This is a genomic window from Massilia sp. BAP21, assembly GCF_057801335.1.
The window spans coordinates 479642-501867 of record NZ_CM173596.1; the positions used below are offsets into that span (position 1 = coordinate 479642).

General features: G+C 64.0%; 21 protein-coding genes. 11 read left to right on the forward strand and 10 right to left on the reverse strand.

Going from position 1 to position 22226, the window contains the following annotated elements:
- Positions 1 to 407 precede the first annotated feature (407 nt).
- The 6 genes from ACWYRN_RS02120 (at position 408) to ACWYRN_RS02145 (ending at position 6947) form a co-directional block, all read left to right on the forward strand.
- Positions 408 to 2696 carry a catecholate siderophore receptor Fiu gene (locus tag ACWYRN_RS02120; protein WP_488690923.1) on the forward strand — a complete coding sequence of 763 codons (2289 nt, stop codon included), beginning with the start codon at positions 408 to 410 and terminating at the stop codon, positions 2694 to 2696.
- Positions 2697 to 2834: 138 nt separating this feature from the next.
- Positions 2835 to 4415, forward strand: coding sequence for an ATP-binding protein (locus ACWYRN_RS02125; RefSeq protein ID WP_488690924.1), 1581 nt, complete (start codon positions 2835 to 2837; stop codon positions 4413 to 4415).
- Positions 4412 to 5077, forward strand: coding sequence for a response regulator (locus ACWYRN_RS02130; RefSeq protein WP_488690925.1), 666 nt, complete (start codon positions 4412 to 4414; stop codon positions 5075 to 5077). Before ACWYRN_RS02125 ends, ACWYRN_RS02130 begins: the two co-directional genes overlap by 4 nt.
- A 66-nt stretch (positions 5078 to 5143) precedes the next feature.
- The gene (locus ACWYRN_RS02135) at positions 5144 to 5593 is read left to right on the forward strand and encodes a hypothetical protein (RefSeq protein WP_488690926.1); all 450 of its coding nucleotides are present in this window, start codon (positions 5144 to 5146) and stop codon (positions 5591 to 5593) included.
- 82 nt (positions 5594 to 5675) lie between these two features.
- Positions 5676 to 6137 carry a DUF421 domain-containing protein gene (locus ACWYRN_RS02140; protein WP_488690927.1) on the forward strand — a complete coding sequence of 154 codons (462 nt, stop codon included), beginning with the start codon at positions 5676 to 5678 and terminating at the stop codon, positions 6135 to 6137.
- Between the two features lie 225 nt (positions 6138 to 6362).
- Positions 6363 to 6947, forward strand: a complete 585-nt coding sequence (locus ACWYRN_RS02145; protein WP_488690928.1) for a CHRD domain-containing protein — start codon at positions 6363 to 6365, stop codon at positions 6945 to 6947.
- On the opposite strand, the gene gluQRS is transcribed toward ACWYRN_RS02145, so the two are convergent.
- Together gluQRS and ACWYRN_RS02155 are read right to left on the reverse strand one after the other, a co-directional pair.
- Positions 6944 to 7870, reverse strand: a complete 927-nt coding sequence (gluQRS, locus tag ACWYRN_RS02150; RefSeq protein WP_488690929.1) for a tRNA glutamyl-Q(34) synthetase GluQRS — start codon at positions 7868 to 7870, stop codon at positions 6944 to 6946. The genes ACWYRN_RS02145 and gluQRS overlap by 4 nt on opposite strands.
- A 51-nt stretch (positions 7871 to 7921) precedes the next feature.
- Positions 7922 to 8416, reverse strand: a complete 495-nt coding sequence (locus ACWYRN_RS02155; protein WP_488690930.1) for a nuclear transport factor 2 family protein — start codon at positions 8414 to 8416, stop codon at positions 7922 to 7924.
- Positions 8417 to 8537: 121 nt separating this feature from the next.
- Here ACWYRN_RS02155 and ACWYRN_RS02160 point away from each other — a divergent pair, with 121 nt between their 5' ends.
- Positions 8538 to 8927, forward strand: a complete 390-nt coding sequence (locus ACWYRN_RS02160; protein WP_488690931.1) for a hypothetical protein — start codon at positions 8538 to 8540, stop codon at positions 8925 to 8927.
- Here the strand turns inward: ACWYRN_RS02160 and rnk are convergent, their stop codons facing one another.
- The 8 genes from rnk to ACWYRN_RS02200 form a co-directional block, all read right to left on the reverse strand.
- On the reverse strand, positions 8928 to 9335 hold the full coding sequence (gene rnk, locus ACWYRN_RS02165; protein ID WP_488690932.1) for a nucleoside diphosphate kinase regulator: 408 nt from the start codon (positions 9333 to 9335) through the stop codon (positions 8928 to 8930).
- Between the two features lie 428 nt (positions 9336 to 9763).
- Positions 9764 to 11065 (reverse strand): citrate synthase, encoded by a 1302-nt coding sequence (gene gltA / locus ACWYRN_RS02170; protein WP_229438971.1) that lies wholly within the window; start codon positions 11063 to 11065, stop codon positions 9764 to 9766.
- 55 nt (positions 11066 to 11120) lie between these two features.
- Positions 11121 to 11411, reverse strand: a complete 291-nt coding sequence (locus ACWYRN_RS02175; protein ID WP_229438970.1) for an FAD assembly factor SdhE — start codon at positions 11409 to 11411, stop codon at positions 11121 to 11123.
- Positions 11412 to 11817: 406 nt separating this feature from the next.
- Positions 11818 to 12528 (reverse strand): succinate dehydrogenase iron-sulfur subunit, encoded by a 711-nt coding sequence (locus ACWYRN_RS02180; RefSeq protein ID WP_229438969.1) that lies wholly within the window; start codon positions 12526 to 12528, stop codon positions 11818 to 11820.
- A gap of 62 nt (positions 12529 to 12590) precedes the next feature.
- A complete protein-coding gene (gene sdhA, locus ACWYRN_RS02185; protein ID WP_229438968.1) occupies positions 12591 to 14369 on the reverse strand; it encodes a succinate dehydrogenase flavoprotein subunit in 1779 nt (592 codons plus the stop codon).
- Between the two features lie 2 nt (positions 14370 to 14371).
- Entirely contained in the window at positions 14372 to 14740 is a 369-nt protein-coding gene (sdhD, locus tag ACWYRN_RS02190; RefSeq protein WP_229438967.1) for a succinate dehydrogenase, hydrophobic membrane anchor protein, read from the reverse strand.
- A gap of 2 nt (positions 14741 to 14742) precedes the next feature.
- Positions 14743 to 15165, reverse strand: a complete 423-nt coding sequence (sdhC, locus tag ACWYRN_RS02195; protein ID WP_229438966.1) for a succinate dehydrogenase, cytochrome b556 subunit — start codon at positions 15163 to 15165, stop codon at positions 14743 to 14745.
- A 433-nt stretch (positions 15166 to 15598) separates the two neighbouring features.
- Positions 15599 to 16366, reverse strand: coding sequence for a GntR family transcriptional regulator (locus tag ACWYRN_RS02200; RefSeq protein ID WP_488690933.1), 768 nt, complete (start codon positions 16364 to 16366; stop codon positions 15599 to 15601).
- A gap of 293 nt (positions 16367 to 16659) precedes the next feature.
- On the opposite strand from ACWYRN_RS02200, the gene ACWYRN_RS02205 reads away from it, so the two are divergent.
- From ACWYRN_RS02205 to acnA, 4 genes are all read left to right on the forward strand, one after another.
- Positions 16660 to 17649 (forward strand): malate dehydrogenase, encoded by a 990-nt coding sequence (locus ACWYRN_RS02205; RefSeq protein WP_488690934.1) that lies wholly within the window; start codon positions 16660 to 16662, stop codon positions 17647 to 17649.
- Between the two features lie 122 nt (positions 17650 to 17771).
- Positions 17772 to 18761: an HpcH/HpaI aldolase/citrate lyase family protein gene (locus tag ACWYRN_RS02210; RefSeq protein WP_488690935.1), complete on the forward strand. Its 990-nt coding sequence runs from the start codon at positions 17772 to 17774 to the stop codon at positions 18759 to 18761.
- Positions 18761 to 19318 (forward strand): hypothetical protein, encoded by a 558-nt coding sequence (locus ACWYRN_RS02215; protein WP_488690936.1) that lies wholly within the window; start codon positions 18761 to 18763, stop codon positions 19316 to 19318. The genes ACWYRN_RS02210 and ACWYRN_RS02215 overlap by 1 nt, the downstream gene beginning before the upstream one ends.
- A 98-nt stretch (positions 19319 to 19416) precedes the next feature.
- Positions 19417 to 22125, forward strand: coding sequence for an aconitate hydratase AcnA (gene acnA / locus ACWYRN_RS02220; protein WP_488690937.1), 2709 nt, complete (start codon positions 19417 to 19419; stop codon positions 22123 to 22125).
- Positions 22126 to 22226: the final 101 nt, after the last annotated feature.

Here is a 22226-nt window from a genome sequence, read left to right on the forward strand (position 1 = left end):
CCGGCCCGCCAGAGTGTTTGTCGATTCGATGTCATCGTGTGCGTCGTTGTTTCCGAAGAGCTGGCGCCGGCGAGATGCCTTGGCTACCAAACGGCCCGGATCGCAGGCCGGCCGCACGGCTGAGTGTACGAAATTGTTGCCCTCCTGACAAACGAGTTAGCGGCCAGGCATCCACACCTGTTGTTGCACTTCTACCACGCTCCCATCTCCGCGTTTCGCTGCGCGCCTGTCCTGACACAAGACTTTTTGCCCGTGCCGGGTAAATACTCAACCATGCGAACGCGAATGATAACAATTCTCATTTACAAATGTAAAAATGCTTACTAGAATGTTGACCAGTGCACAAAACCGCGCCTCATTCCCCTGATGGCGCTTCCATAAAAACCGAGAGAAGAACAGGAACAGACATGCAAGCAATCAAGAGCCGCAAGCACGGGCACAGCCGTTTTCAACAACACATGAGCGCCGCGCTGGCGACCATGCTGCTGCCGCTTGCGGCCCAGGCTGCCGATACCGTGCCGCCGGCGCCGGACGACGTTTCCGCCCTGCCCGTGTCGAAGGTGGAAGTGGTCGGCAAGACCGAGAACGACTTCAAGGCCGAACGCGCCTCCTCGCCGAAGTACACCGAAAAGCTGGTCGACACCGCGCAGACCGTGCAGGTCATCAAGAAGGAACTGATCGAGCAGCAAGGCGCCCTGACCCTGACCGAAGCACTGCGCAACACGCCCGGCGTCGGCGCCTTCTTCCTCGGCGAAAACGGCAACACGAACACCGGCGACGCCATCTTCATGCGCGGCTTCGACAGCTCGGGCAGCATCTATGTCGACGGCGTGCGCGACGTCGGCTCGATCTCGCGCGACGTCTTCAACTTGGAACAGATCGACGTCGTGAAGGGCCCTGCCGGAACCGACAACGGCCGCAGCTCGCCGACCGGTTCGGTGAACCTGGTCACGAAAAAGGCCCGCCTCGACGACATCTCGAGCGTTTCGCTCACGGGCGGCAGCGCGGAGCAGAAGCGCGTCACGGCCGACGTCAACCGCGTCATCAACGCCGAGCGCGGCATCGCGGCGCGCATCAACGTGATGGCCCAGGATTCCGGCCGCGCCGCGCGCGACGTGGTCACCGACAAGCGCTGGGCGGTGGCGCCGAGCATCGGCTTCGGCCTGAACGGCCCGACCCGCGTGGTGCTCGACTACCTGCACGTCAACCAGGACAACATTCCGGACGGCGGCGTGCCGACCGTCGGCCTGCCCGGCTACACCAGCCCGGACCGCGTCAATAAGCCGGAACTGTCGACCGCCCCGGCCGTCGATCCGAAGAATTTCTATGGCTCGAAGGGCGACTACGACAAGGTCAAGGCCGACATGGCGACCGTGCGCGTCGAGCACGACTTCTCGCCGAACTTCAGGCTGCACAGCATCTCGCGCTATGGCCGCACCAGCCAGGACTACCTGCTGTCGGCCTTCCTGGCCAGCGGCGCCAACGTCACGCTGGTGAACCGCGCCGACCCGTCCACCTGGACCCTGGTGCGCAACACCCGCACCGTGAAGGACCAGGAAAACAAGATCCTGACCAACCAGACCGCGCTGACCTCGATGTTCGACACCGGCTCGCTGCGTCACACCCTGGTGACCGGTATCGAGTTCACCAGCGAAAAGCAGATCACCTATGGTCTCACCGGCCTCGGCACCCTGCCGGCCGCGAACCTGTACAACCCGGACGCCGGCGTCGCCGTCAGCGGCCTGGCGCCGCGCCGCACCGGCGCCTTCAACGAAGGCGAGATCGACACCCAGAGCGCCTACGTCTTCGATACCATCAAGATCGGCGAGAACTGGATCGTCAACGGCGGCATCCGCGCCGACCACTTCAGCGGCGACTACACCGCGGTGACGGCGGCCACGGCGAACAACGTGACCACCCTCACGCCGACCCACTTCAGCATCGGCGACACGGTCTACAACGGCAAGCTGTCGGTGCTGTACAAGCCGACCGCCTACAGCAGCGTGTACGCGCTGGCCGCCAGCTCGAAGCTGCCGCCGGGTTCGAACTTCACGGTCTCGGGTAACGTCAACAGCGCCCAGAACCCGATCTACGATCCGCAGGAAACCCTGACCTATGAACTCGGCGGCAAGCTCGACCTGTTCAAGGGCAAGCTGGGCCTCTCCGCAGCGCTGTACCGCACCGAAGTGAAGAACGAAGTCGAGCAGGACCCGGTCGACCTGACCTGGTCGCAGACCGGCAAGAAGCAGGTGCAGGGCGTGGAGCTGGGCGTGACCGGCGAACTGGCGCGCAACTGGCTGGTCAGCGCAGGCTACACCTACATGGACACCAGCATCGAGTCGGGCCGCCTGCTCACCGCCAATGGCGATAATTCCTTGACCTATACGCCGAAGCAGTCGTTCAACCTGTGGACCTCGTACCAACTGCCGATGGGCGTCAAGATCGGCGGCGGCGCGCGCTTCAACGACGGTCTGCTGCGCGGCACCGACGGCGCCGTCGGCACCCCGGCCTACACGAAGTCGTACTGGGTCTTCGACGCCATGGCCTCGTACGCCATCACCAACAACATCGACCTGCGTTTGAACGTGTACAACCTGGGCGACGAGGAGTATGTGGCCAACATCAACAAGAGCGGCTACCGCTACACCCCGGGCACGCCGCGTTCGGCCAGCCTGACGGCGAACTTCCGTTTCTAAGCGACTTCACGCTTTACAAGTACAGCAAGCTCCTTGCTGGTTTGACGCCCTCGCCCTCGCGGCGCAGGGCGTTTTTTTTGTCCAGTGCCCAAGCGATGGCCTAGAATGGCCTGCTTTCACTCCTGATACGGCTCTGTCTTGAAGATCTCGATCGGCCTGCGTCTATTCCTCTCGGTCCTGCTGGCCATCCTGGCCGTGACGGCGAGCGCCGTCTGGCTGCTGCGCCAGACCGTGCTGGAAGGCTTCGGCGATTACGCGGTGCAGATCGAACTCGACCGGCTGGAGGGATTGTCGAACGAGCTGGCGCGCCGTTATGCCGCGGCCGGCGGCTGGCGCTTCGTGCCGCGGCGCGATACGGCGCGCCGCGCCTGGCTGCGCGACGAGCTGGCGCGTTTGCAGGAGGTCCGCAGCGCCGCCATCGCACTAGCTGCACCAGCTGCACCGGCCGCCCCCGCCTTGCCGGCTGCTCCCGCCGCACCTGCCGCGCCTGCATTGCCGGCTGCTCCCGCTTCGCTTGCAGCGCCTGCGTCTCGCATGGAACCCGTCGCGCCACCCTCGCCTCCTGCACCGGCCCCGCCCGCGCCGCCCGCCGCGCCGCTGCCGCCCCTGCCGCCGCCCGCGCCAGGCAGCGCAAGCCTGCAGGACCGTGTCACCCTGCTCGACGACAGCGGCGCCTGGCTCGCGGGCCGTCCGCCCGGTGCGCTGCCGCTGGTGCGCCGTCCCATCCTGGCCGATGGCCGCACCGTCGGCTACCTGGCGGTCGCGCGCAGCCAGGGGCCGACCGACGCCCTGGCCTACGCTTTCCTCGAAGGCCTGAGCGCCAGCCTGTGGCCGATTGTCGGCGCGGGCGTGCTGCTCAGCGCCCTGGCGGCCAGCCTGCTGGCGCTGCACTTCCGGCGCCCGATCGGCCGCCTGGCCCTAGGTGCGCAGGCACTGGCCGAGGGCCGCTTCGACACGCGCCTGGCGGTCGAACGCAGCGACGAACTGGGCGAACTGGCCCACCACTTCAACCTGCTGGCGGCGCGCCTGGACGACGCCGAGCGTTCGCGCCGCCAGTGGGTAGCGGACACCTCGCACGAACTGCGCACGCCGCTGGCCGTGCTGCGCGCGCAGCTGGAAGCGATCCAGGACGGCGTGCGCCAGGCCGACCCGGAGCACGTCGCCGCCATGCTGCGCCAGGTGCTGGCCCTGAACCGCCTGATCGACGAACTGTACGCGCTAGCGCGGGCCGACGTCGGCGCACTCGAATGCAGGCAGGAGCGCGTCGACCTGTGGGCGCTGGCCGAGGAAGAAGCCACCGGCTTCGGCAACCGCTTCGCCGCTGCCGGCCTGGCGCTCGACCTGCAGCCGCCACCGTCGAATACGCTGGTAGTCGCCGACCCCGACCGCATGCGCCAGGTGCTGCGCAACCTGCTGGAGAACAGCCTGCGCTATACAGGCGCCGGCGGGCGCGTGGCGCTGTCGGCGCAGACGGCCGGCCGCCGCCTGGTGCTCGCCGTCGACGACAGCGCGCCCGGCGTGCCCGACGACGCGCTGGCGCGCCTGGGCGAGCGCTTCTACCGGGTCGATGCCTCGCGCAGCCGCGCCGGCGGCGGCGCGGGCCTGGGCCTGGCCTTGTGCCGGCGCCTGGTCGAAGCCCAGGGCGGCACGCTGGGCTTTGCGCACTCGCCCCTGAAAGGCCTGCGCGTGACGATCACCCTGCCGCTGGAGGCGGCATGAACCGCATCTGCATCGTCGAGGACGAGCCGGAACTGGCGGCGCTGGTCGCCGACTATGTGCGCGCCGCGGGCTACGAGCCCGAAGTCTTCCACGATGGCGCAGTGGCGCTGGACGCGATCCGCCGCGCGCCGCCAGCCCTGGTGGTGCTCGACCTGATGCTGCCCGGCCTGGACGGCCTGGCCCTGTGCCGCGCCTTGCGCGCATTCTCGCAGGTGCCGGTCATCATGGTGACCGCGCGCGTGGAGGAAATCGACCGCCTGCTCGGCCTGGAGGCGGGCGCCGACGACTACCTGTGCAAGCCCTTCAGCCCGCGCGAACTGGTGGCCCGGATCAAGGCCATCCTGCGCCGCGCGGCCATGTCGAACTACGCGCCGGCGCCGGCCCTGGTTGTCGACATCGATGCACGGCGCGCACTGGTGCACGGCCAGGCGCTGGCCCTCACGCCCAGCGAATTCGAGGTGCTGGCGGCGCTGGCGCGGCGTCCGGGCCAGGTGTTCACGCGCGCGCATTTGCTGGACCTGCTGCGCCAGGACGACCTGGACGTGACCGAGCGCGCCATCGACAGCCACGTGAAAAACCTGCGCCGCAAGATCGATGCCGCCGCGCCCGGCCTGGAGCCGATCCGCTCGATCTACGGGCTGGGCTACCGCTACGACCTGTAAGCTCCATTTTTTCTCCACATTGCGCAGGCAGGATGAGGTGGTCGCTTCATCACCCAAGGAGAAACCATGTTCCAGCCACGTTCGATCATCCTGCTTGCCTTGCTGTCTTGCGCCGGCGCCAGCCATGCCGGCGTCCACATCGAATGCAAGCCGGCCAAGACCGGCCCCTGCGCCGAGATGCCACCGCCACCGGCGCCCCCGGCCCCGCCCGCGCCGCCCGCCAGGCCCGCACCGCCGCCTCCACCACATGCCCATGGGCTGGCCATGGCGCCCCTGCCTCCGGCGCCACCGGCTGCCCCTGCCGCACCTGCGGAACCGGCCGTCCCGGCGCCACCTGCGCCACCCGCGCCGCCGCCCCTGCCCGCCATCCCCGACGAACTGCACGCAGCCTGCGCCGGCAAGCAACCCGGCACGCGCCTGAGCCGGACCCTCGCACCGGGTGAAACCATGAGCGGCTTCTGCGAACGCAGCAAAGGGACGATGGTGTTCCGCATGCGCAGCTACCACCGCGAATGACGTGTTTGCCGCGTCGAACCGAGCGGCACACTGTTAATAAAATAATTAGAATCGCCCCATCAACGTGCATTCGGGGGTGGCGATGTTCGACATGGATCTGCCGTGGTGGGAGTTCATCGTGCGCGGGGCGGTGGTCTACCTGGTCCTGCTGTTGATGGTGCGCATCTCGGGCCGGCGCACCGTGGGACAATTCACGCCCTTCGACCTGCTGGTCGTGATGCTGCTGTCGGAAGCGGTGTCGAATTCGCTCTCGGGCGGCGACGATTCCCTGAGCGGTGGTTTGATCATCGCCGCCACGCTCATCGTGCTGAACACGGCGGTGGCGATGATATCGGCCTATAGCCGGCGCATGTCGGTGCTGCTGGACGGCACAGCGGTCCTGATCGGGCGCGATGGCGTCTTCTTCGACAAGGTGGTGCAGCGCTGCCGCATCACCGCCGAAGACCTGGACCAGGCCCTGCGCGCCGCCGATTGCGAGCGCTCGGACATGGGATGCGCCTTCCTCGAGGCCGATGGCGAGATCACCATCCAGAAGAAAAAATAGTCCGCATCGCTTGTTGCAAAAATGATTCGATTTTTGTGGCGTATGCCCCGTAGCTGAATCATATTCCGCGAACTTTTCCCGACGAGATAGCACCCGGACCTGCTCTTATTGCTCAGCAGCCTTTGCCCATCCGTACCGTGTGTATACCCACGAGCCAACGTGCTAGTTTTTTGCGCAGCGTCACGCCGTGACGCGCTGGTTTCTTTCCTGATCAGGAGGTATACCATGAAACGCAGCTTGTCCATTCTTGCCCTGGCCGCCGCCGCGGCCTGCGCGCCAGCCCTGGCGCAGGCCCAGGACGGCATCATCCGGGCCGTCGCCAGCGGACCGGCCGAAAGCCCGCCGAACGGCTCGCCTGGCTCCAGCGTCGCCACCTTCGACATCGAAGGCGACATCATGACCGCCGACGTGCCCTTCCGCGACCTGTTGTCCGGCACCACGATGGCCCACATCCACTGCTGCACCACGGCCGCGTTCACCGGCGTGGCGCCGATCGCGATCCCCTTCACCGATTTCCCGCTGGGGGTCACGTCGGGCAGCTATAGCGCATCGTTCGACCTGAGCGACGCCACCATCTACGACCCGGCCTTCCTGGCGGCCTTTGGCGGCACCCCGGCCTCGGCCGGCGCCGCGCTGATCGAGGCCATCGCCTCGAACGAGGCTTACCTCAACATCCACACCTCGCAATACCCGGCCGGCGAAATCCGCGGCTTCCTGGTGGCGGCGCCGATTCCGGAACCGGCCACCTGGGGCATGCTGGGGATGGGCCTGGCCGGCCTGGGGATGATGACGCGCCGCCGCCGGGCTTAACCGGCTTGAGGAGCACGCCCCTCCCGCTCGGCCAGCATGGCTGACCAGGCGGGAATCGCCGCACGCCAGAAGCTGGCGAGCGAGTCGGGGCGATTCACATGCAGGCCGAGGAAGCGCGCGGCATCGAGCAGCGCCTGAATAGCGGCCGGCTCGTCGCCCGGCTGCACGGCGAGCGCGCCGGTCTGCTTCGACAGCTTTTCGCCATCGGCGTTGCGCACCACCGGCACATGCAGGTAGCGCGGCGTCGGCACCCCGAGCAGGGTTTGCAGGTAGATCTGGCGCGCCGTCGAGTCGATGAGGTCGGCGCCGCGCACGATATCGGTCACGCCCTGGTCGGCATCGTCGACCACCACCGCCAGTTGATAGGCCCAGTAGCCGTCGGCGCGCTTCAGGACGAAGTCGCCGGAATCCAGGGCCAGGTGCTGGGTCAGCGTGCCCATGAAGCGGTCGGTGAAGGTGATGGCGTCCACGCCTTCGTCAGGCACGCGCAGGCGCAGGCTGCGCATGCTGCGCCCCGGCGCCAGGCCATGGCGGCAGGTGCCCGGATAGATCGCCGCCCCGTCCGGCGCCACGCCCAGGCGCGAATCGAGGATCTCGCGGCGGTTGCAGCCGCAGGGATAGACGTGCCGGCCGAGCTGTTCTGCGGCGGCTTCGTACAGGGGCTTGCGCCGGCTCTGCCACACAACCTCGCGGTCCGACACCATGCCGAGGGAAGTCAGCAATGTCAGGATCGCCTGGTCGGCGCCGGCCACGCTGCGGCCTTCGTCAATGTCTTCGATGCGCACCAGCCATTCGCCGTGGTGGGCACGCGCATCGAGGTAGCTGGCCAGCGCCGCCACCAGCGAACCGGCGTGCAGCGGGCCGGTGGGCGATGGGGCGAAGCGGCCCACGTAGGGACGAGAACGAGGACTGGTGTTGCTCACTGTTGTTACCGAATGCATGCTCGAGGGGCATCACAATAACATAGCGCCTTGTCAGCGCTTGCTGGCCTTCCAGCCATCCTTGGCCTCGAAATCCTTGATCAGCTTGGTCACCTGGCCGCCAACCTCGTTCGGCACCGCCATCGACAGTTGGTAATGCACGATCTCGAAGCTGTCGCCCTTGCGCCGCATGATGCCGCTGGCCTGGCACACGCCCATCTGCGTGTCGAGCAGTTCGTCGAACCAGACCATGGAGCCGTCACTGGAAGAATAGACGTGGCGCTTGATGGCCTTGAAGGCCCAGGCCGATTTGCCCTTGAAATAAGGCCGCGCCCAGGCCTTGAACTCGTCGCGGCGCCAGCGTTCGGTCTTGTCGGTGCCGATGTAGATGCCATCCTTGGCGATCTTGTCGAAGTAGGCGGGACGCGCATGCGCCGCATCGTCGTGCCAGCGGTCGACAAAGGCGTCGACCTGGCGCTTCAAGCTGGTATCCGCTTGCGCGGCCAGGGAGCAGAACAGCAGGCAGCAGGCGAGCAGCAGGCGTTTCATGGCGACGTTCCGTTGACTGAAAGTAGCAATTGTACACAGCCATATGCTTGCTGGATTGCCATTTCAGCACGGCCCGCCAACTTCGTGTACATTAGGCAACGTTCCGTCTGTCGAGCCGTTCATGCGCCCTTTCGCTACCTGCCTGCTCTGTCTGTCCCTGGCCGCCCGTGCCGAACCGCCGCCTGTGGTCCAGTCCGAATTGCTACCTGCAGCACAAGCTGCAACACCGCCGCCACAGCCGGGCGCCACGCTGCGCAGCCGCATCAGCGACGACACCATCCGCAAGGCGGTCAAGGAAACGCTGGACACGACCTGGGAAAACCCGCGCCGCTACGAGAACGACACGATTTCCGCCACGCCCTACGAGGGTTTCGGGCGCGAGTTCTCGGAAGCCAGGGTGCCGGACTGCCTGCACCCGGACGGCCTGAAGCGGCAGCCGACCTTCTTCCTGAGCGGCCTGTTCGCCCTGCCTTTCGTTGCCGTGGCCAAGCTGCGCGGCAAGTGTAACTAGTTAGCGGTGCAGTTCGCCCGCGCGCTCGGGCTGGTACACCACCTCGACCACCCGCACCTGGCAGGGCGCGCCGTCCGGCCGCGTCCAGGCGATGCTGTCGCCTGCCTTCAGGCCCAGCAGTGCATTGCCGATCGGCGTGAGCACCGACAGCTTGTCGGCCGCACCGTTCACGTCCTTCGGGTAGGCCAGCGTCATCTCAATGGCTTCAGGCGCGTCGTCGAGAATGAAGCGCACGCGCGAATTCATGCTCACCACGTCCGGCGGCATGGCGTCGGGTTCCACCAGTTCGGCGCGCGCCAGCTCGTCCAGCAGGGCGGCGCAGTTGTCGGCCTGGGCGGCCGGCAGCGAATCGATCAGCGCTTCCAGGCGCTCCATGTCCAGCGACGATACGACGATGTTCGGTCTCATGTTGTTACTCCTTATGTGGCCGCGTCCAGTGCGGCCGAATGAATGGCCATCGCCCGCGGATCGGGGCGAGGTTCGTTACGATGGAGTGGCTCGGGAGGACGGCCGGCGTGGCGCCGGGCGGATGATCCTCACCGAGCCCGGGAGGGCCAGGCGATGTCTTTCGCGGAGGGCGAGAAATGGGAAGCGGAGTTGTGACGACCAGGCGTGCAGACGCCTCCCTCGTTCAGGGATGAACCGCAATGCATGCATGTGCTGTGATGGTTCATGGTATCGGTAGGGTGGATTCTCGAACCCACCAAGAGTTCGGCAGATCGTCCGCACAAGGCGCAAGGGCCCAGTATAACCACCCTGCCCGTTTCGTCAATGCATGCGGACCGCCAATAAAAAAAGCGGGCCGCAGCCCGCTTCCTGGGTACATCGAAAACCGATTAACGCTTGTCGATCGACGGCACGTCGCGTACCGGCGAACCGACGAACAGCTGGCGCGGACGGCCGATCTTCTGCTCTGGATCGGCAATCATTTCGTTCCACTGCGCAATCCAACCAATCGTACGGGCCATTGCGAAAATACCGGTGAACAGCGAGACCGGGATGCCCAGTGCCGACTGCACGATGCCCGAGTAGAAGTCGACGTTCGGGTAGAGTTTACGCGACACGAAGTATTCGTCTTCCAGGGCGATGCGTTCCAGTTCCATGGCCAGCTTGAACAGCGGGTCGTCTTGCAGGCCCAGTTCTTCCAGCACTTCGTGGCAAGTTTCGCGCATCAGCTTGGCGCGCGGGTCGAAGTTCTTGTACACGCGGTGACCGAAGCCCATCAGCTTCACGCCCGAGTTCTTGTCCTTGACCTTCTCGATGAAGGCAGGGATGTTCTCGACCGAGCCGATTTCCTTCAGCATGGTCAGGGCCGCTTCGTTGGCGCCGCCGTGGGCAGGGCCCCACAGGCAGGCGATACCGGCAGCGATACAGGCGAACGGGTTCGCGCCCGACGAACCGGCCAGGCGGACGGTCGAGGTCGATGCGTTCTGCTCGTGGTCTGCGTGCAGGATCAGGATGCGGTCCAGGGCGCGCACGAGCACGTCGTTGACCTTGTACTCTTCGCACGGGTTCGAGAACATCATGTGCATGAAGTTCGCGCTGTACGACAGGTCGTTGCGTGGGTACACGAACGGCTGGCCGACCGAGTACTTGTATGCCATGGCGACCAGGGTCGGCATCTTGGCGATCAGGCGGATGGCGGAGATTTCACGCTGTTCCGGATCGTTGATGTCGAGCGAGTCGTGGTAGAACGAAGCCAGCGCGCCGACGGTGCCGACCAGGACCGACATCGGGTGCGCGTCGCGGCGGAAGCCACGGAAGAAGAAGTTCATCTGCTCGTGAATCATCGTGTGACGGGTCACGGTGTTCTCGAACTTGGCTTTCTGCTCGGCGTTCGGCAGTTCGCCGTTCAGCAGCAGGTAGCAGGTTTCCAGGAAGTCGCAGTTGACTGCCAGTTGCTCGATCGGGAAACCGCGGTACAGCAGCTCGCCCTTGTCGCCGTCGATGTAGGTGATGCTCGAGTTGCACGAGGCAGTCGACATGAAGCCCGGATCGTACGTGAATTTGCCAGTCTGGCCATACAGCTTGCGGATGTCGATGACGTCCGGGCCGATCGTGCCCTTGTAAATCGGCATGTCGACCGATGGGCTGCCGTCGGAGAACGACAGGGTGGCTTTGGTATCAGAGATATTCATGGCACTTCCTTCTTGGGAGTGGATCTACAAAATGTAAAACGAATACGAAATTCGCTCACGCTTGGCGCAGGCGCGCCACCAGGGCGCGCACGTGCGGCAGGTCGGTTTCGCCCTCGGGCTCGGCGCGGCCCAGCAGCAGGTCCATCAGCGGATTGTCCGCCAGGTCCAGCAGGCGGGTCAGCGCGTCGACTTCCTCGTCGCTCAAGGTTTCCTCATGCGCATCGAGGAAGCGCGTGAGGATCAGGTCGTTTTCAAGCAGGCCACGGCGTGCACGCCAGCGCAGGCGGGCACGGTTGGTCGGGTCGGATTGATGCGCAGCTTGCTGCGGATTGTGCTGTGTTTCCACACTAGAGTCCGTTGTTGGGTCAACACTATACTCCGGCTGCCGTTATTCGGCAGTACCGTACTTTTACTGTATTTATTGCAATACTTTGGACGCAATCAGGCGGAGGATATCCGATTTTTGCGACACGGGACGGACGGTAAGTTGTTCGTCGGGTTCTGCTTACGTACGCGGACGGATGTGTCCGTTTGCGTGCGGTATTGCTTGCTTTACGCGTGGGCACATTCGTAATTGAGGCCATTGGCCTCAATTACCCCACCCTACATGTTCAACCGTTTGTTGAACGCGTGGACGGCGGAGCCGTCCACCCTACGGTTGACGTTGTAGGGTGGGCCGGGCCACGAATGGCACCTGTGTCCACGCTGTTTCACGGCCGGCGTTACGGCGCCCGCCGTTTACAACCAATACCTTAAATTGCCCGGCGAACCAGCATTTCCTTGATCTTGCCGATCGCCTTGTTCGGATTCAGGCCCTTCGGGCACACGTCCGTGCAATTCATGATCGAGTGGCAGCGGAACAGGCGGTACGGGTCTTCCAGGTTGTCCAGGCGCTCGTTGGTGGCTTCGTCGCGCGAGTCGGCGATGAAGCGGTAGGCTTGCAGCAGGCCGGCCGGACCGACGAACTTGTCCGGGTTCCACCAGAACGACGGGCACGAGGTCGAGCAGCAGGCGCACAGGATGCACTCGTACAGGCCGTCGAGCTCTTCGCGCTCTTCCGGCGACTGCAGGCGTTCCTTTTCCGGCTTGATCGAGTCGTTGATCAGGAACGGCTTGATCGAGTGGTACTGCTTGAAGAAGTTGGTCATGTCGACCACCAGGTCGCGCACCACCGGCAGGCCCGGCAGCGGACGCAGAACGATCGGCTGGGTCAGCTCGTTCAGGTTGGTGGTGCAGGCCAGGCCGTTCTTGCCGTTGATGTTCATCGCGTCCGAACCGCACACGCCTTCGCGGCACGAGCGGCGCAGGGCCAGCGAATCGTCGACGTCCGACTTGATGCGCTGCAGCGCGTCGAGCAGCATCTTGTCGGTGTCTTTCAGTTCGACGGTGACGTCTTGCATGTAAGGCTTCGTATCCTTGTCCGGATCGTAGCGGTAGATCTTCAGTTGGACTGTGCGTGCCATTTGTTTGCCTATTCAGTCGGGACAGGACCTGTGCCCTGCCCTCATCAATATGTTGTCGTGGATTAGAAGGTACGTGGCTTCGGTTTGAAGGTATCGACCGTCAGCGGCTTGGTCACGACCGGCTTGTAGTCCAGGCGGTTGCCTTCCGAGAAGAACAGCGTGTGCTTCATCCAGTTTTCGTCGTCGCGCTGCTCGTAGTCGCTGTGGGCGTGGGCGCCGCGCGATTCCTTGCGGGCCGCTGCCGAGACGACGGTTGCCTTCGCCACTTCGATCAGGTTGTCGAGTTCGATCGCTTCGATACGCGCGGTGTTGAACACCTTCGACTTGTCCTTGAACGAGATGTGCTTGCGGCGCTCGTCCAGCTGCATGATTTCCTTGACGCCTTCGTCCATCAGCGCTTGCGTACGGAACACGCCGCAGTGCTTCTGCATGGTCGAGCGGATGGCGTTGGCCACGTCCTGCACGCGCTCGCCGCCGGTCGAGTTCTCGAGGGCGTTCAAGCGGCCCAGGGCGTAGTCGGCGAAGTCCTTCGGCAGCGCGCGGTTGCCCTGCGCCTTCAGGTTCTGGCCGACGATGTGGTTGCCGGCCGCGCGGCCGAAGACCACCAGGTCGAGCAGCGAGTTGGTGCCCAGGCGGTTCGCGCCGTGCACCGAGACGCAGGCGCATTCGCCGATCGCGTACAGGCCGTTGACGATCTTCTGGCCGCCGGTGCCGTCAGGAGCGACGACCTGGCCATGAATGTTGGTCGGGATGCCGCCCATCTGGTAGTGGATGGTCGGGACGACAGGAATCGGTTCCTTGGTCGCGTCGACGTTGGCGAACTTGTGGCCGATTTCCAGGATCGACGGCAGGCGCTTCTTGATGGTGTCGGCGCCGATGTGACGCAGGTCCAGCAGCACGTGGTCCTTGTTCGGGCCGACGCCGCGGCCTTCCTTGATTTCCTGGTCCATCGAACGCGAGACGAAGTCGCGTGGCGCCAGATCCTTCAGGGTCGGCGCATAGCGCTCCATGAAGCGTTCGCCGTTCGAGTTGATCAGGATACCGCCCTCGCCGCGCACGCCTTCGGTGATCAGCACGCCCGCGCCGGCCACGCCGGTCGGGTGGAACTGCCAGAACTCCATGTCCTGCAGCGGCAGGCCGGCGCGTGCCGCCATGCCCAGGCCGTCGCCGGTGTTGATGAAGGCGTTGGTCGAGGCGGCAAAGATACGGCCGGCGCCGCCGGTGGCGAAGATGGTGGTCTTCGCTTGCAGCATCATGACGTCGCCGGTTTCCATTTCCAGGGCCACCACGCCGAGCACGTCGCCGTCGCTGTTACGCACCAGGTCGAGGGCTTGCCATTCGACGAAGAAGTGGGTGCGCGAGCGGACGTTGCGCTGGTACAGGGTGTGCAGCAGGGCGTGGCCGGTACGGTCGGCCGCGGCGCAGGCGCGCTGCACCGGCTTTTCGCCGAAGTTGGCGGTGTGGCCGCCGAACGGACGCTGGTAGATGGTGCCGTCAGGGTTACGGTCGAACGGCATGCCGAAGTGTTCGAGCTCGTAGACGACCTTCGGTGCTTCGCGGCACATGAATTCGATGGCGTCCTGGTCGCCCAGGTAGTCCGAACCCTTGACGGTGTCGAACATGTGCCAGTACCAGTCGTCTTCGCTCATGTTGCCGAGCGAGGCGCCAATGCCGCCCTGGGCCGCCACGGTGTGCGAACGGGTCGGGAACACTTTTGAGAGCACGGCGACGTTCAGGCCGGCTTCGGTCAGTTGCAGTGCGGCGCGCAGGCCGGAACCGCCGGCGCCGACGATGACGACGTCAAATTGGCGGGTAGGGATTGCAGAATTAAATGCTGCCACGATTAAACACTCCAGAGAATTTGCACAGTCCACACGGCATAGGCCAGCAGTGCGAGCACGGTGGCACATTGCAGGAACAGCTTGATGCCGGCGTTCTTGACGTAGTCCATCCAGATGTCACGCAGGCCGACCCACACGTGGTAAAACAGGCCGAAGAAGGTGACTGCCGAGAACAGCTTGAACCATTGGCGCGAGAACAGCGCCGCCCAGCCTTCGTAGGTGAAGTTCTGTGCGGTCAGGAAGGTGCCGAGCAGGATGACGGTGTAGACCACCATCAGGATGGCGGTGACGCGTTGCGCCAGCCAGTCGCGCACGCCGTAGTGGGCGCCGACGACGAGGCGGCGCTGGCCGATATTATTCTTGCTTGCCATGATTAGAAGACTCCAAACAGTTTCAGGCCGACGACGACGGTCAGGGCCAGGCTGATTACCAGCACCCAGCGTGCGGTTTTCTGTGCTGCATCCTTGTCCAGGGCCAGGTGGTTATCCATGAACAGGTGGCGGATGCCGGCGGTGAAGTGGTGCAGGTAAGCCCACGACAGGCCGAGCAGGATGACCTTGACGAACAGGTTGTCGACGATCCCGGCGAAATGGGCGAAGGAAATCTCCGAGCGCAGGCTTTCCTGCAGCAGGTAGAGCAGGAAAGGCAGCAGCAAGAACATGCCAAATCCGCTGATACGGTGCAGGATCGACACAATCGCCGACGGCGGCTGGCGATACTTCAGCGTAATGTCTCCAATGTTGACATTACGAATCGGCTGTCCCCTCTTTTGCTGCTTTGTTATGGCTTCGGACATACAACACCTCCTTGACTGACAAAATGTGATTAACCCTTAATTTTCGCCGATTTTTTGATCCGCACCAATATCCGTTTCCAGATTATCGGTCAGTCGCGCGGGGAACAGGGTTTTGTTCGGCGCATTCTAAAAACCAACATATTTTAATCGCGTGAAGCGATTGTTGCAGGGCCCGACCTGGGCCTTGCAAATTCCTGTAAAACAGCCGCGCTTGCGCCCGCTGCGCTTCCCGTACGGTGGGCACCCCGTGCTCACGCGAAACGTCGCGCCAACGAAACGCTTATGCGAATGTTGGCCGATGATCATGTGTTCCGCGTCGAAGAGAGCAGCCACAATGCACACATTCGCGTGGGCACGGAGTGCCCGCCGTACGGTAACCGCCGCCATCCGATCAACCGGCACGACAATGCGCCGTCCGACATACTTTCAACCGTTACGACAACTCATTCTGATAGTGATGTTTCGCCGTCGAATACAACCCGCGCCGCAACTCCACCGCCTTGTCCCCATAAGTAAACGACACCCGCTCCGCGCACAGCAGCGGCGTGCCTTCGCTCACCCCCAGATATTCCGCGGCCGCGCTATCGGCGCCAACCGCGCGGATCTTTTCGGTCGCGCGGATCATGCGCGTGCCGAACTCCGATTCGAACAGGCCATACATCGGTCCCTTGTATTCCACCAGCCGCTCGGCCGTCAGCCCCTTGAACAGTTGCCCCGGCAGCCACAGCTCTTCCAGGATCGTCGGCGCGCCGTCGAAGGACTGCACGCGCTTGATGTAGACGACCGCGTCGCCCGCCTTCAGCTCGAGCAAACGGGCGACCTCGGCCGGGGCGCGGATGCGCTTGACCTCGATGACGCGGTTGTCGGGATGGTGGGGTACGCCCTCGTCGGGCATCAGTTTCAGGAAGCGGAAGTGGGCGCGCTCTTCGTGGTGGGTGGCAACGAAGGTGCCCTTCCCTTGCCGGCGCACGACCAGGTTTTCGGCCGCCAGCTCGTCGATGGCCTTGCGCACCGTGCCCTGGCTGACCTTGAAGCGCGCGGCCAGTTCGACCTCGCTCGGCATCAGTTCGCCCGGCTTCCATTCGCCCGCCTGCAGGCTCTGGGTGATCAGCGCCTTGATCTGCTGGTACAGCGGCCGGAACGACGGCGAACCGTTGCCGACTGTGCCGTCGCTGTTCGGGTTGGACGAATGGGGATTCATAGACCGCTATTTCACCACGAAAGCCCTTCCCCGTCCAGTGTACACATGGCAATGACATGTGTCTTATATAAGACATATGATATCAATTGACAGGTGGAAGTGGCGAGGAATACACTCGCGGTCGATTGGAAGCTTGCCACCCCGCGGGCAGCCTGCTACCGGCAAGGTAAACAGGCCCCGTCCGGCTGCGAGCATCCACTTGAATACGTGCCGCTTTTGGTATCATTGCAGTTTTCCCAAACAGGCGTATTCTCGGCGTCGACCGTTTTCATTCCCACTTTTGGAGATTCATCATGGCTAAAACCCCACTGCGCGTTGCCGTTACCGGCGCGGCCGGCCAGATCGGCTATTCCCTGCTGTTCCGCATCGCCAACGGCGACATGCTGGGCAAGGACCAGCCGGTCATCCTGCAACTGCTGGAAATCGACAACGAAAAGGCACAGAAGGCGCTCAAGGGCGTCATGATGGAAATCGATGACTGCGCATTCCCGCTGCTGGCCGGCATGACCGCCCACAGCGACCCGATGACCGCCTTCAAGGACGTCGACTACGCCCTGCTGGTCGGCGCACGTCCACGCGGCCCTGGCATGGAACGCAAGGACCTGCTGGAAGCGAATGCCCAGATCTTTACCGTGCAAGGCAAGGCGCTGGACGCCGTCGCGTCGCGTAACGTGAAAGTCCTGGTCGTCGGCAACCCAGCCAACACCAACGCCTACATCGCCATGAAGTCGGCTCCTTCGCTGCCGAGCAAGAACTTCACCGCCATGCTGCGCCTGGACCACAACCGCGCCCTGTCGCAAGTCGCTGCAAAAACCGGTAAACCAGTTGCCTCGATCGAGAAGCTGGCCGTCTGGGGCAACCACTCGCCAACCATGTACGCCGACTACCGCTTCGCCACCATCGACGGCCAGTCGGTCAAGGACATGATCAACGACGACGTCTGGAACCGCGACACCTTCCTGCCGACCGTCGGCAAGCGCGGCGCCGCCATCATCGAAGCACGTGGCCTGTCGTCGGCAGCCTCGGCAGCCAACGCCGCCATCGACCACATGCACGACTGGCACGTCGGCACCAATGGCAAGTGGACCACCATGGGCATCCCGTCGGACGGTTCGTACGGCATCCCGGAAGGCACCATGTTCGGCTTCCCGGTCACCATCGAAAACGGCGAGTACAGCATCGTCCAGGGTCTGGAAATCGATGAGTTCTCGCAAGAGCGCATCAACCTCACGCTGAAGGAACTGACCGAAGAGCGTGAAGGCGTGGCCCACCTGCTGGCCTAAGCCCGAGTCGCGGCGCCATGGACCCGGCCAAGCCGACCGTGCGCCGCAGCCGCCGTACCCCTTCAACGGGGCCGGCGGCTTCTTCATTTTCCAACGGACCATCTGCTTCCACCGAAACACACATGCATCCTTCCGAGGTTTTATTCCAGGGCAAACGCCAGCCGCTCCTTCTTCCCGCCTGCGATCACTATTGCGGCTCGGAGAAACTGATGCGCAAGTCGATGGCCCTGCAACAAGAGCTTGGTCCCGTCTTCGACATCACCTTCGACTGCGAGGACGGCGCCGCCGCCGGCAACGAAGCCGCGCACGCCCGGCTGGTGGCCGACCTGGTCAATAGCGAGGACAACCGGCACAAGCGCATCGGCGCGCGCCTGCACGACATCGACAGCCCCTTCTTTGAATCGGATGTGACGACCATCGTCGGCGCCGCCGCCAGCAACCTGGCCTACGTGGTGCTGCCAAAAGCGAACGGCGTGGCCGACGTGCGCCGCGCGCTGGAAATCATCAACCGGGTGGCGATTCCCGCCGGCCGCGCCGCGCTGCCGGTGCACGTGCTGGTCGAGACCCACGGCGCCCTGCGCGAAGCCTGGGACATCGCCGCCCTGCCCCAGGTCGAGTGCCTGTCGTTCGGCATCATGGACTTCGTGTCCTCGCACTACGGCGCGATTCCCGCCAGTGCGATGCGCACGCCGGGACAGTTTTCGCATCCTTTGGTTGTCCGCGCCAAGCTGGAAATGGTTGCGGCATGTCATGCGCACGGCAAGGTCGCCTCGCATAATGTGACGACCGAAATCAAGGACAGCGCGGTTGTGGCGAACGATGCACAGCGCGCTGGGGCCGAATTCGGCTTCACGCGCATGTGGAGCATCCATCCGGACCAGATCAAGCCGATCATCAAGGCGTTCACGCCAAGGCTGTCGGAGGTGAACGAAGCCACCAACATCCTGCAGGAAGCGATGGCGGTAAATTGGGGACCGATCGCTCAGCATGGGCGCTTGCACGACCGCGCCAGCTACCGATATTATTGGACCGTTTTGCAGCGCGCGAAGCTGGCCGGCCTGGCGCTGCCTGAATCCGCGGCGGCAATCGTCAACCAAACGGAAATCCACTAATGGCCACCCCAGTCAAACAATTCCTCGCCGCCGGCACTTTCATGCTCGCGGCCCTCGGCCTGTGCGCCGCTCCGGTAGCGACCGCCGCGGCCTCGGCAGCCCCTGAAAAGAACCATCCAAAAGCCGCCGATGTTGTAAAAAAGGCGCAACCCAAGAAATCGTCCAAAGGTAAAAAAGCGGCCGCCGTTGCAGCCGCAGCCGGCGCCGGCTCCGCAGTCGCAGCCACGATCGATGAACCGGAACCGGACATCACCGACACCAAGGTCACCGACTACGCCTGCGAACTGGGCAACGCGATCACGATCTACACGAACGAAAAAGACGACGCGCACATCGCGCTGCGCTGGAAGAAACGCCTGCACCGCCTCGAGCGCGTGGGCACGACCACCGGCGCGCTGCGCTTCGAGAACAAGAATTACGGTCTGATCTGGATCGGCATCCCGGCCAAGGGCATCCTGCTCGACTCGAAGCTGAACCGCCAGCTGGCCAACGAATGCAAGAACGCGGAGCAGTCCAAGCCGCTGGTGACCGCCGGCCTGGAAGAAAAGAAAGGCTGATGCAAAGTGAAAGCCGGCCCTGCGCCGGCCGATTTCCTTGCTCATGCTGATTATTAGTTTAGTAGCAATAACAAGAGACCCCTACTGAAGGAGAGCTTATGTCTCGCAACACCCTGAACACGCTGAAGGACTTCCCGCTCGCGGGCGGCCAGTCCGGCCAGTTCTATTCGCTGCCGGCACTGGGCGAAAGCCTGGGCGTGAACCTGTCGCGCCTGCCGGTGTCGATCCGTATCGTCCTCGAATCCGTGCTGCGTAACTGCGACGGCAAGAAGGTCACCGAAGAGCACGTTCGCCAGCTGGCGAACTGGGGCGCGACCGCCGAGCGTACCGACGAGATTCCTTTCGTCGTGGCCCGCGTCGTGCTGCAAGACTTTACCGGTGTGCCGCTGCTGGCCGACCTGGCCGCGATGCGTAACGTCGCCGCCAAGACCGGCGCCGATCCGAAGAAGATCGAGCCGCTGGTGCCGGTCGACCTGGTGGTCGACCACTCGGTCACCATCGACCACTTCCGCGAGCCGGGCGCGCTCGACCTGAACATGAAGCTGGAATTCTCGCGCAACAACGAGCGCTACCAGTTCATGAAGTGGGGCATGCAAGCCTTCGACACCTTCGGCGTCGTGCCTCCGGGCTTCGGCATCGTCCACCAGGTCAACCTGGAATACCTGGCACGTGGCGTCATGAAGAACGGCGACACCTTCTACCCTGACACCCTGGTCGGCACCGACTCGCACACCACCATGATCAACGGCGTCGGCGTCGTCGGCTGGGGCGTGGGCGGCATCGAAGCCGAAGCCGGCATGCTGGGCCAGCCGGTCTACTTCCTGACCCCGGACGTCATCGGCGTCAACCTGAAGGGCAAGCTGCGCGAAGGCTGCACCGCGACCGACCTGGTGCTGACCATCACCGAACTGCTGCGCAAAGAGAAAGTCGTCGGCAAGTTCGTCGAGTTCTTCGGCGAAGGCACCCGTTCGCTGTCGACCACCGACCGCGCGACCATCGGCAACATGGCGCCTGAATACGGCGCGACCATGGGCTTCTTCCCTGTGGATGAAGCAACCGTCGACTACTTCCGCGGCACCGGCCGTACCGAAGAAGAACTGACTGCCTTCGAGAACTACTACAAGGCCCAGGGCATGTTCGGCATCCCGCAGGAAGGCGAGATCGAGTACACCCGCGTGGTGACCCTGGACCTGTCGACCGTGACCCCATCGCTGGCCGGTCCGAAGCGTCCGCAAGACCGTATCGAGCTGGGCCACGTGAAGAACACCTTCACCGAACTGTTCAGCAAGCCGACCACTGAAAACGGCTTCAACAAGTCGGCCGACGACCTGTCGAAAGTCTACGAGACCACCAACGGCGTGCGCGTGAAGAACGGCGACGTCCTGATCGCCGCCATCACCTCGTGCACCAACACCTCGAACCCGAGCGTGCTGCTGGCTGCCGGCCTCTTGGCCAAGAAAGCCGTCGAGCGCGGCCTGACCGTGGCTCCGCACATCAAGTCCTCGCTGGCTCCTGGATCGCGCGTCGTCACCGAGTACCTGACCGCCGCCGGCCTGCTGCCTTACCTGGAAAAGCTGGGCTTCGGCGTGACCGCCTACGGCTGCACCACCTGCATCGGCAATGCCGGCGACCTGACCCCGGAACTGAACGCCGCGATCGTCCAGAACGACATCGTCGCTTCGGCCGTCCTGTCGGGCAACCGTAACTTCGAAGCACGTATCCACCCGAACATCCGTTCGAACTTCCTGGCCTCGCCACCGCTGGTCGTCGCTTACGCGATCGCCGGCAACATGACGCGCGACCTGATGACCGAACCGGTCGGCAAGGACAGCAACGGCGTCGACGTCTACCTGGGCGACATCTGGCCTAGCTCGCAGGAAGTGGGCGAACTGATGCGCTTCGCGATGAACTCGGAAGTGTTCAAGAAGAACTACGCCGACGTCAAGGGCAACCCTGGCGCCCTGTGGGAACGCGTGTCGTCGACCGAAGGCCAAGTCTACAACTGGCCTGAATCGACCTACATCGCCGAACCGCCGTTCTTCAGCGACTTCGAGATGACCCCGAAAGCAGCCGCCACCGGCATCCAGGGCGCGCGCGCACTGGGCGTGTTCGGCGACTCGATCACCACCGACCACATCTCCCCGGCCGGTTCGATCAAGGAAGACGGTCCTGCCGGTAAATGGCTGAAGGACCACGGCGTGCTGAAGGCCGACTTCAACTCCTACGGCTCGCGCCGCGGCAACCACGAGATCATGATGCGCGGCACCTTTGCCAACGTGCGTATCAAGAACAAGATGATCCCGGCCAAGGCCGACGGTTCCGCAGTCGAAGGCGGCATCACCATCCACCAGCCGACCGGCGAACAGATGTCGATCTACGACGCGGCCATGAAGTACGTGGCCGAAGGCACCCCGACCATGGTGTTCGGCGGTGAAGAGTACGGCACCGGCTCGTCGCGCGACTGGGCAGCCAAGGGCACCCAGCTGCTGGGCGTGAAGGCCGTCATCGTGCGCTCGTTCGAGCGTATCCACCGCTCGAACCTGGTGGGCATGGGCGTGCTGCCGCTGCAATTCATCGGCAACGACAGCGTCGAGACCCTGGGCATCACCGGCAAGGAAACCTACGACCTGAAGGGCCTGGAAGGCGAGATCAAGCCACAGCAACAGGCGACCCTGGTGATCCACCGCGAAAACGGCGAATCGCAGGAAGTGCAAGTGCTGCTGCGTATCGACACCCCGATCGAAGTCGACTACTACAAGCATGGCGGCATCCTGCCGTTCGTGCTGCGCCAGCTGCTGGCTGCGTAATCGACTGAGCGCGCAATACTGCGCGCTCAGGTAAGCCGAGGGCCGGTTCCCGCAAGGGACCGGCCCTTTTTCCATCTTGCGACTATCTCGCTGCCATGATG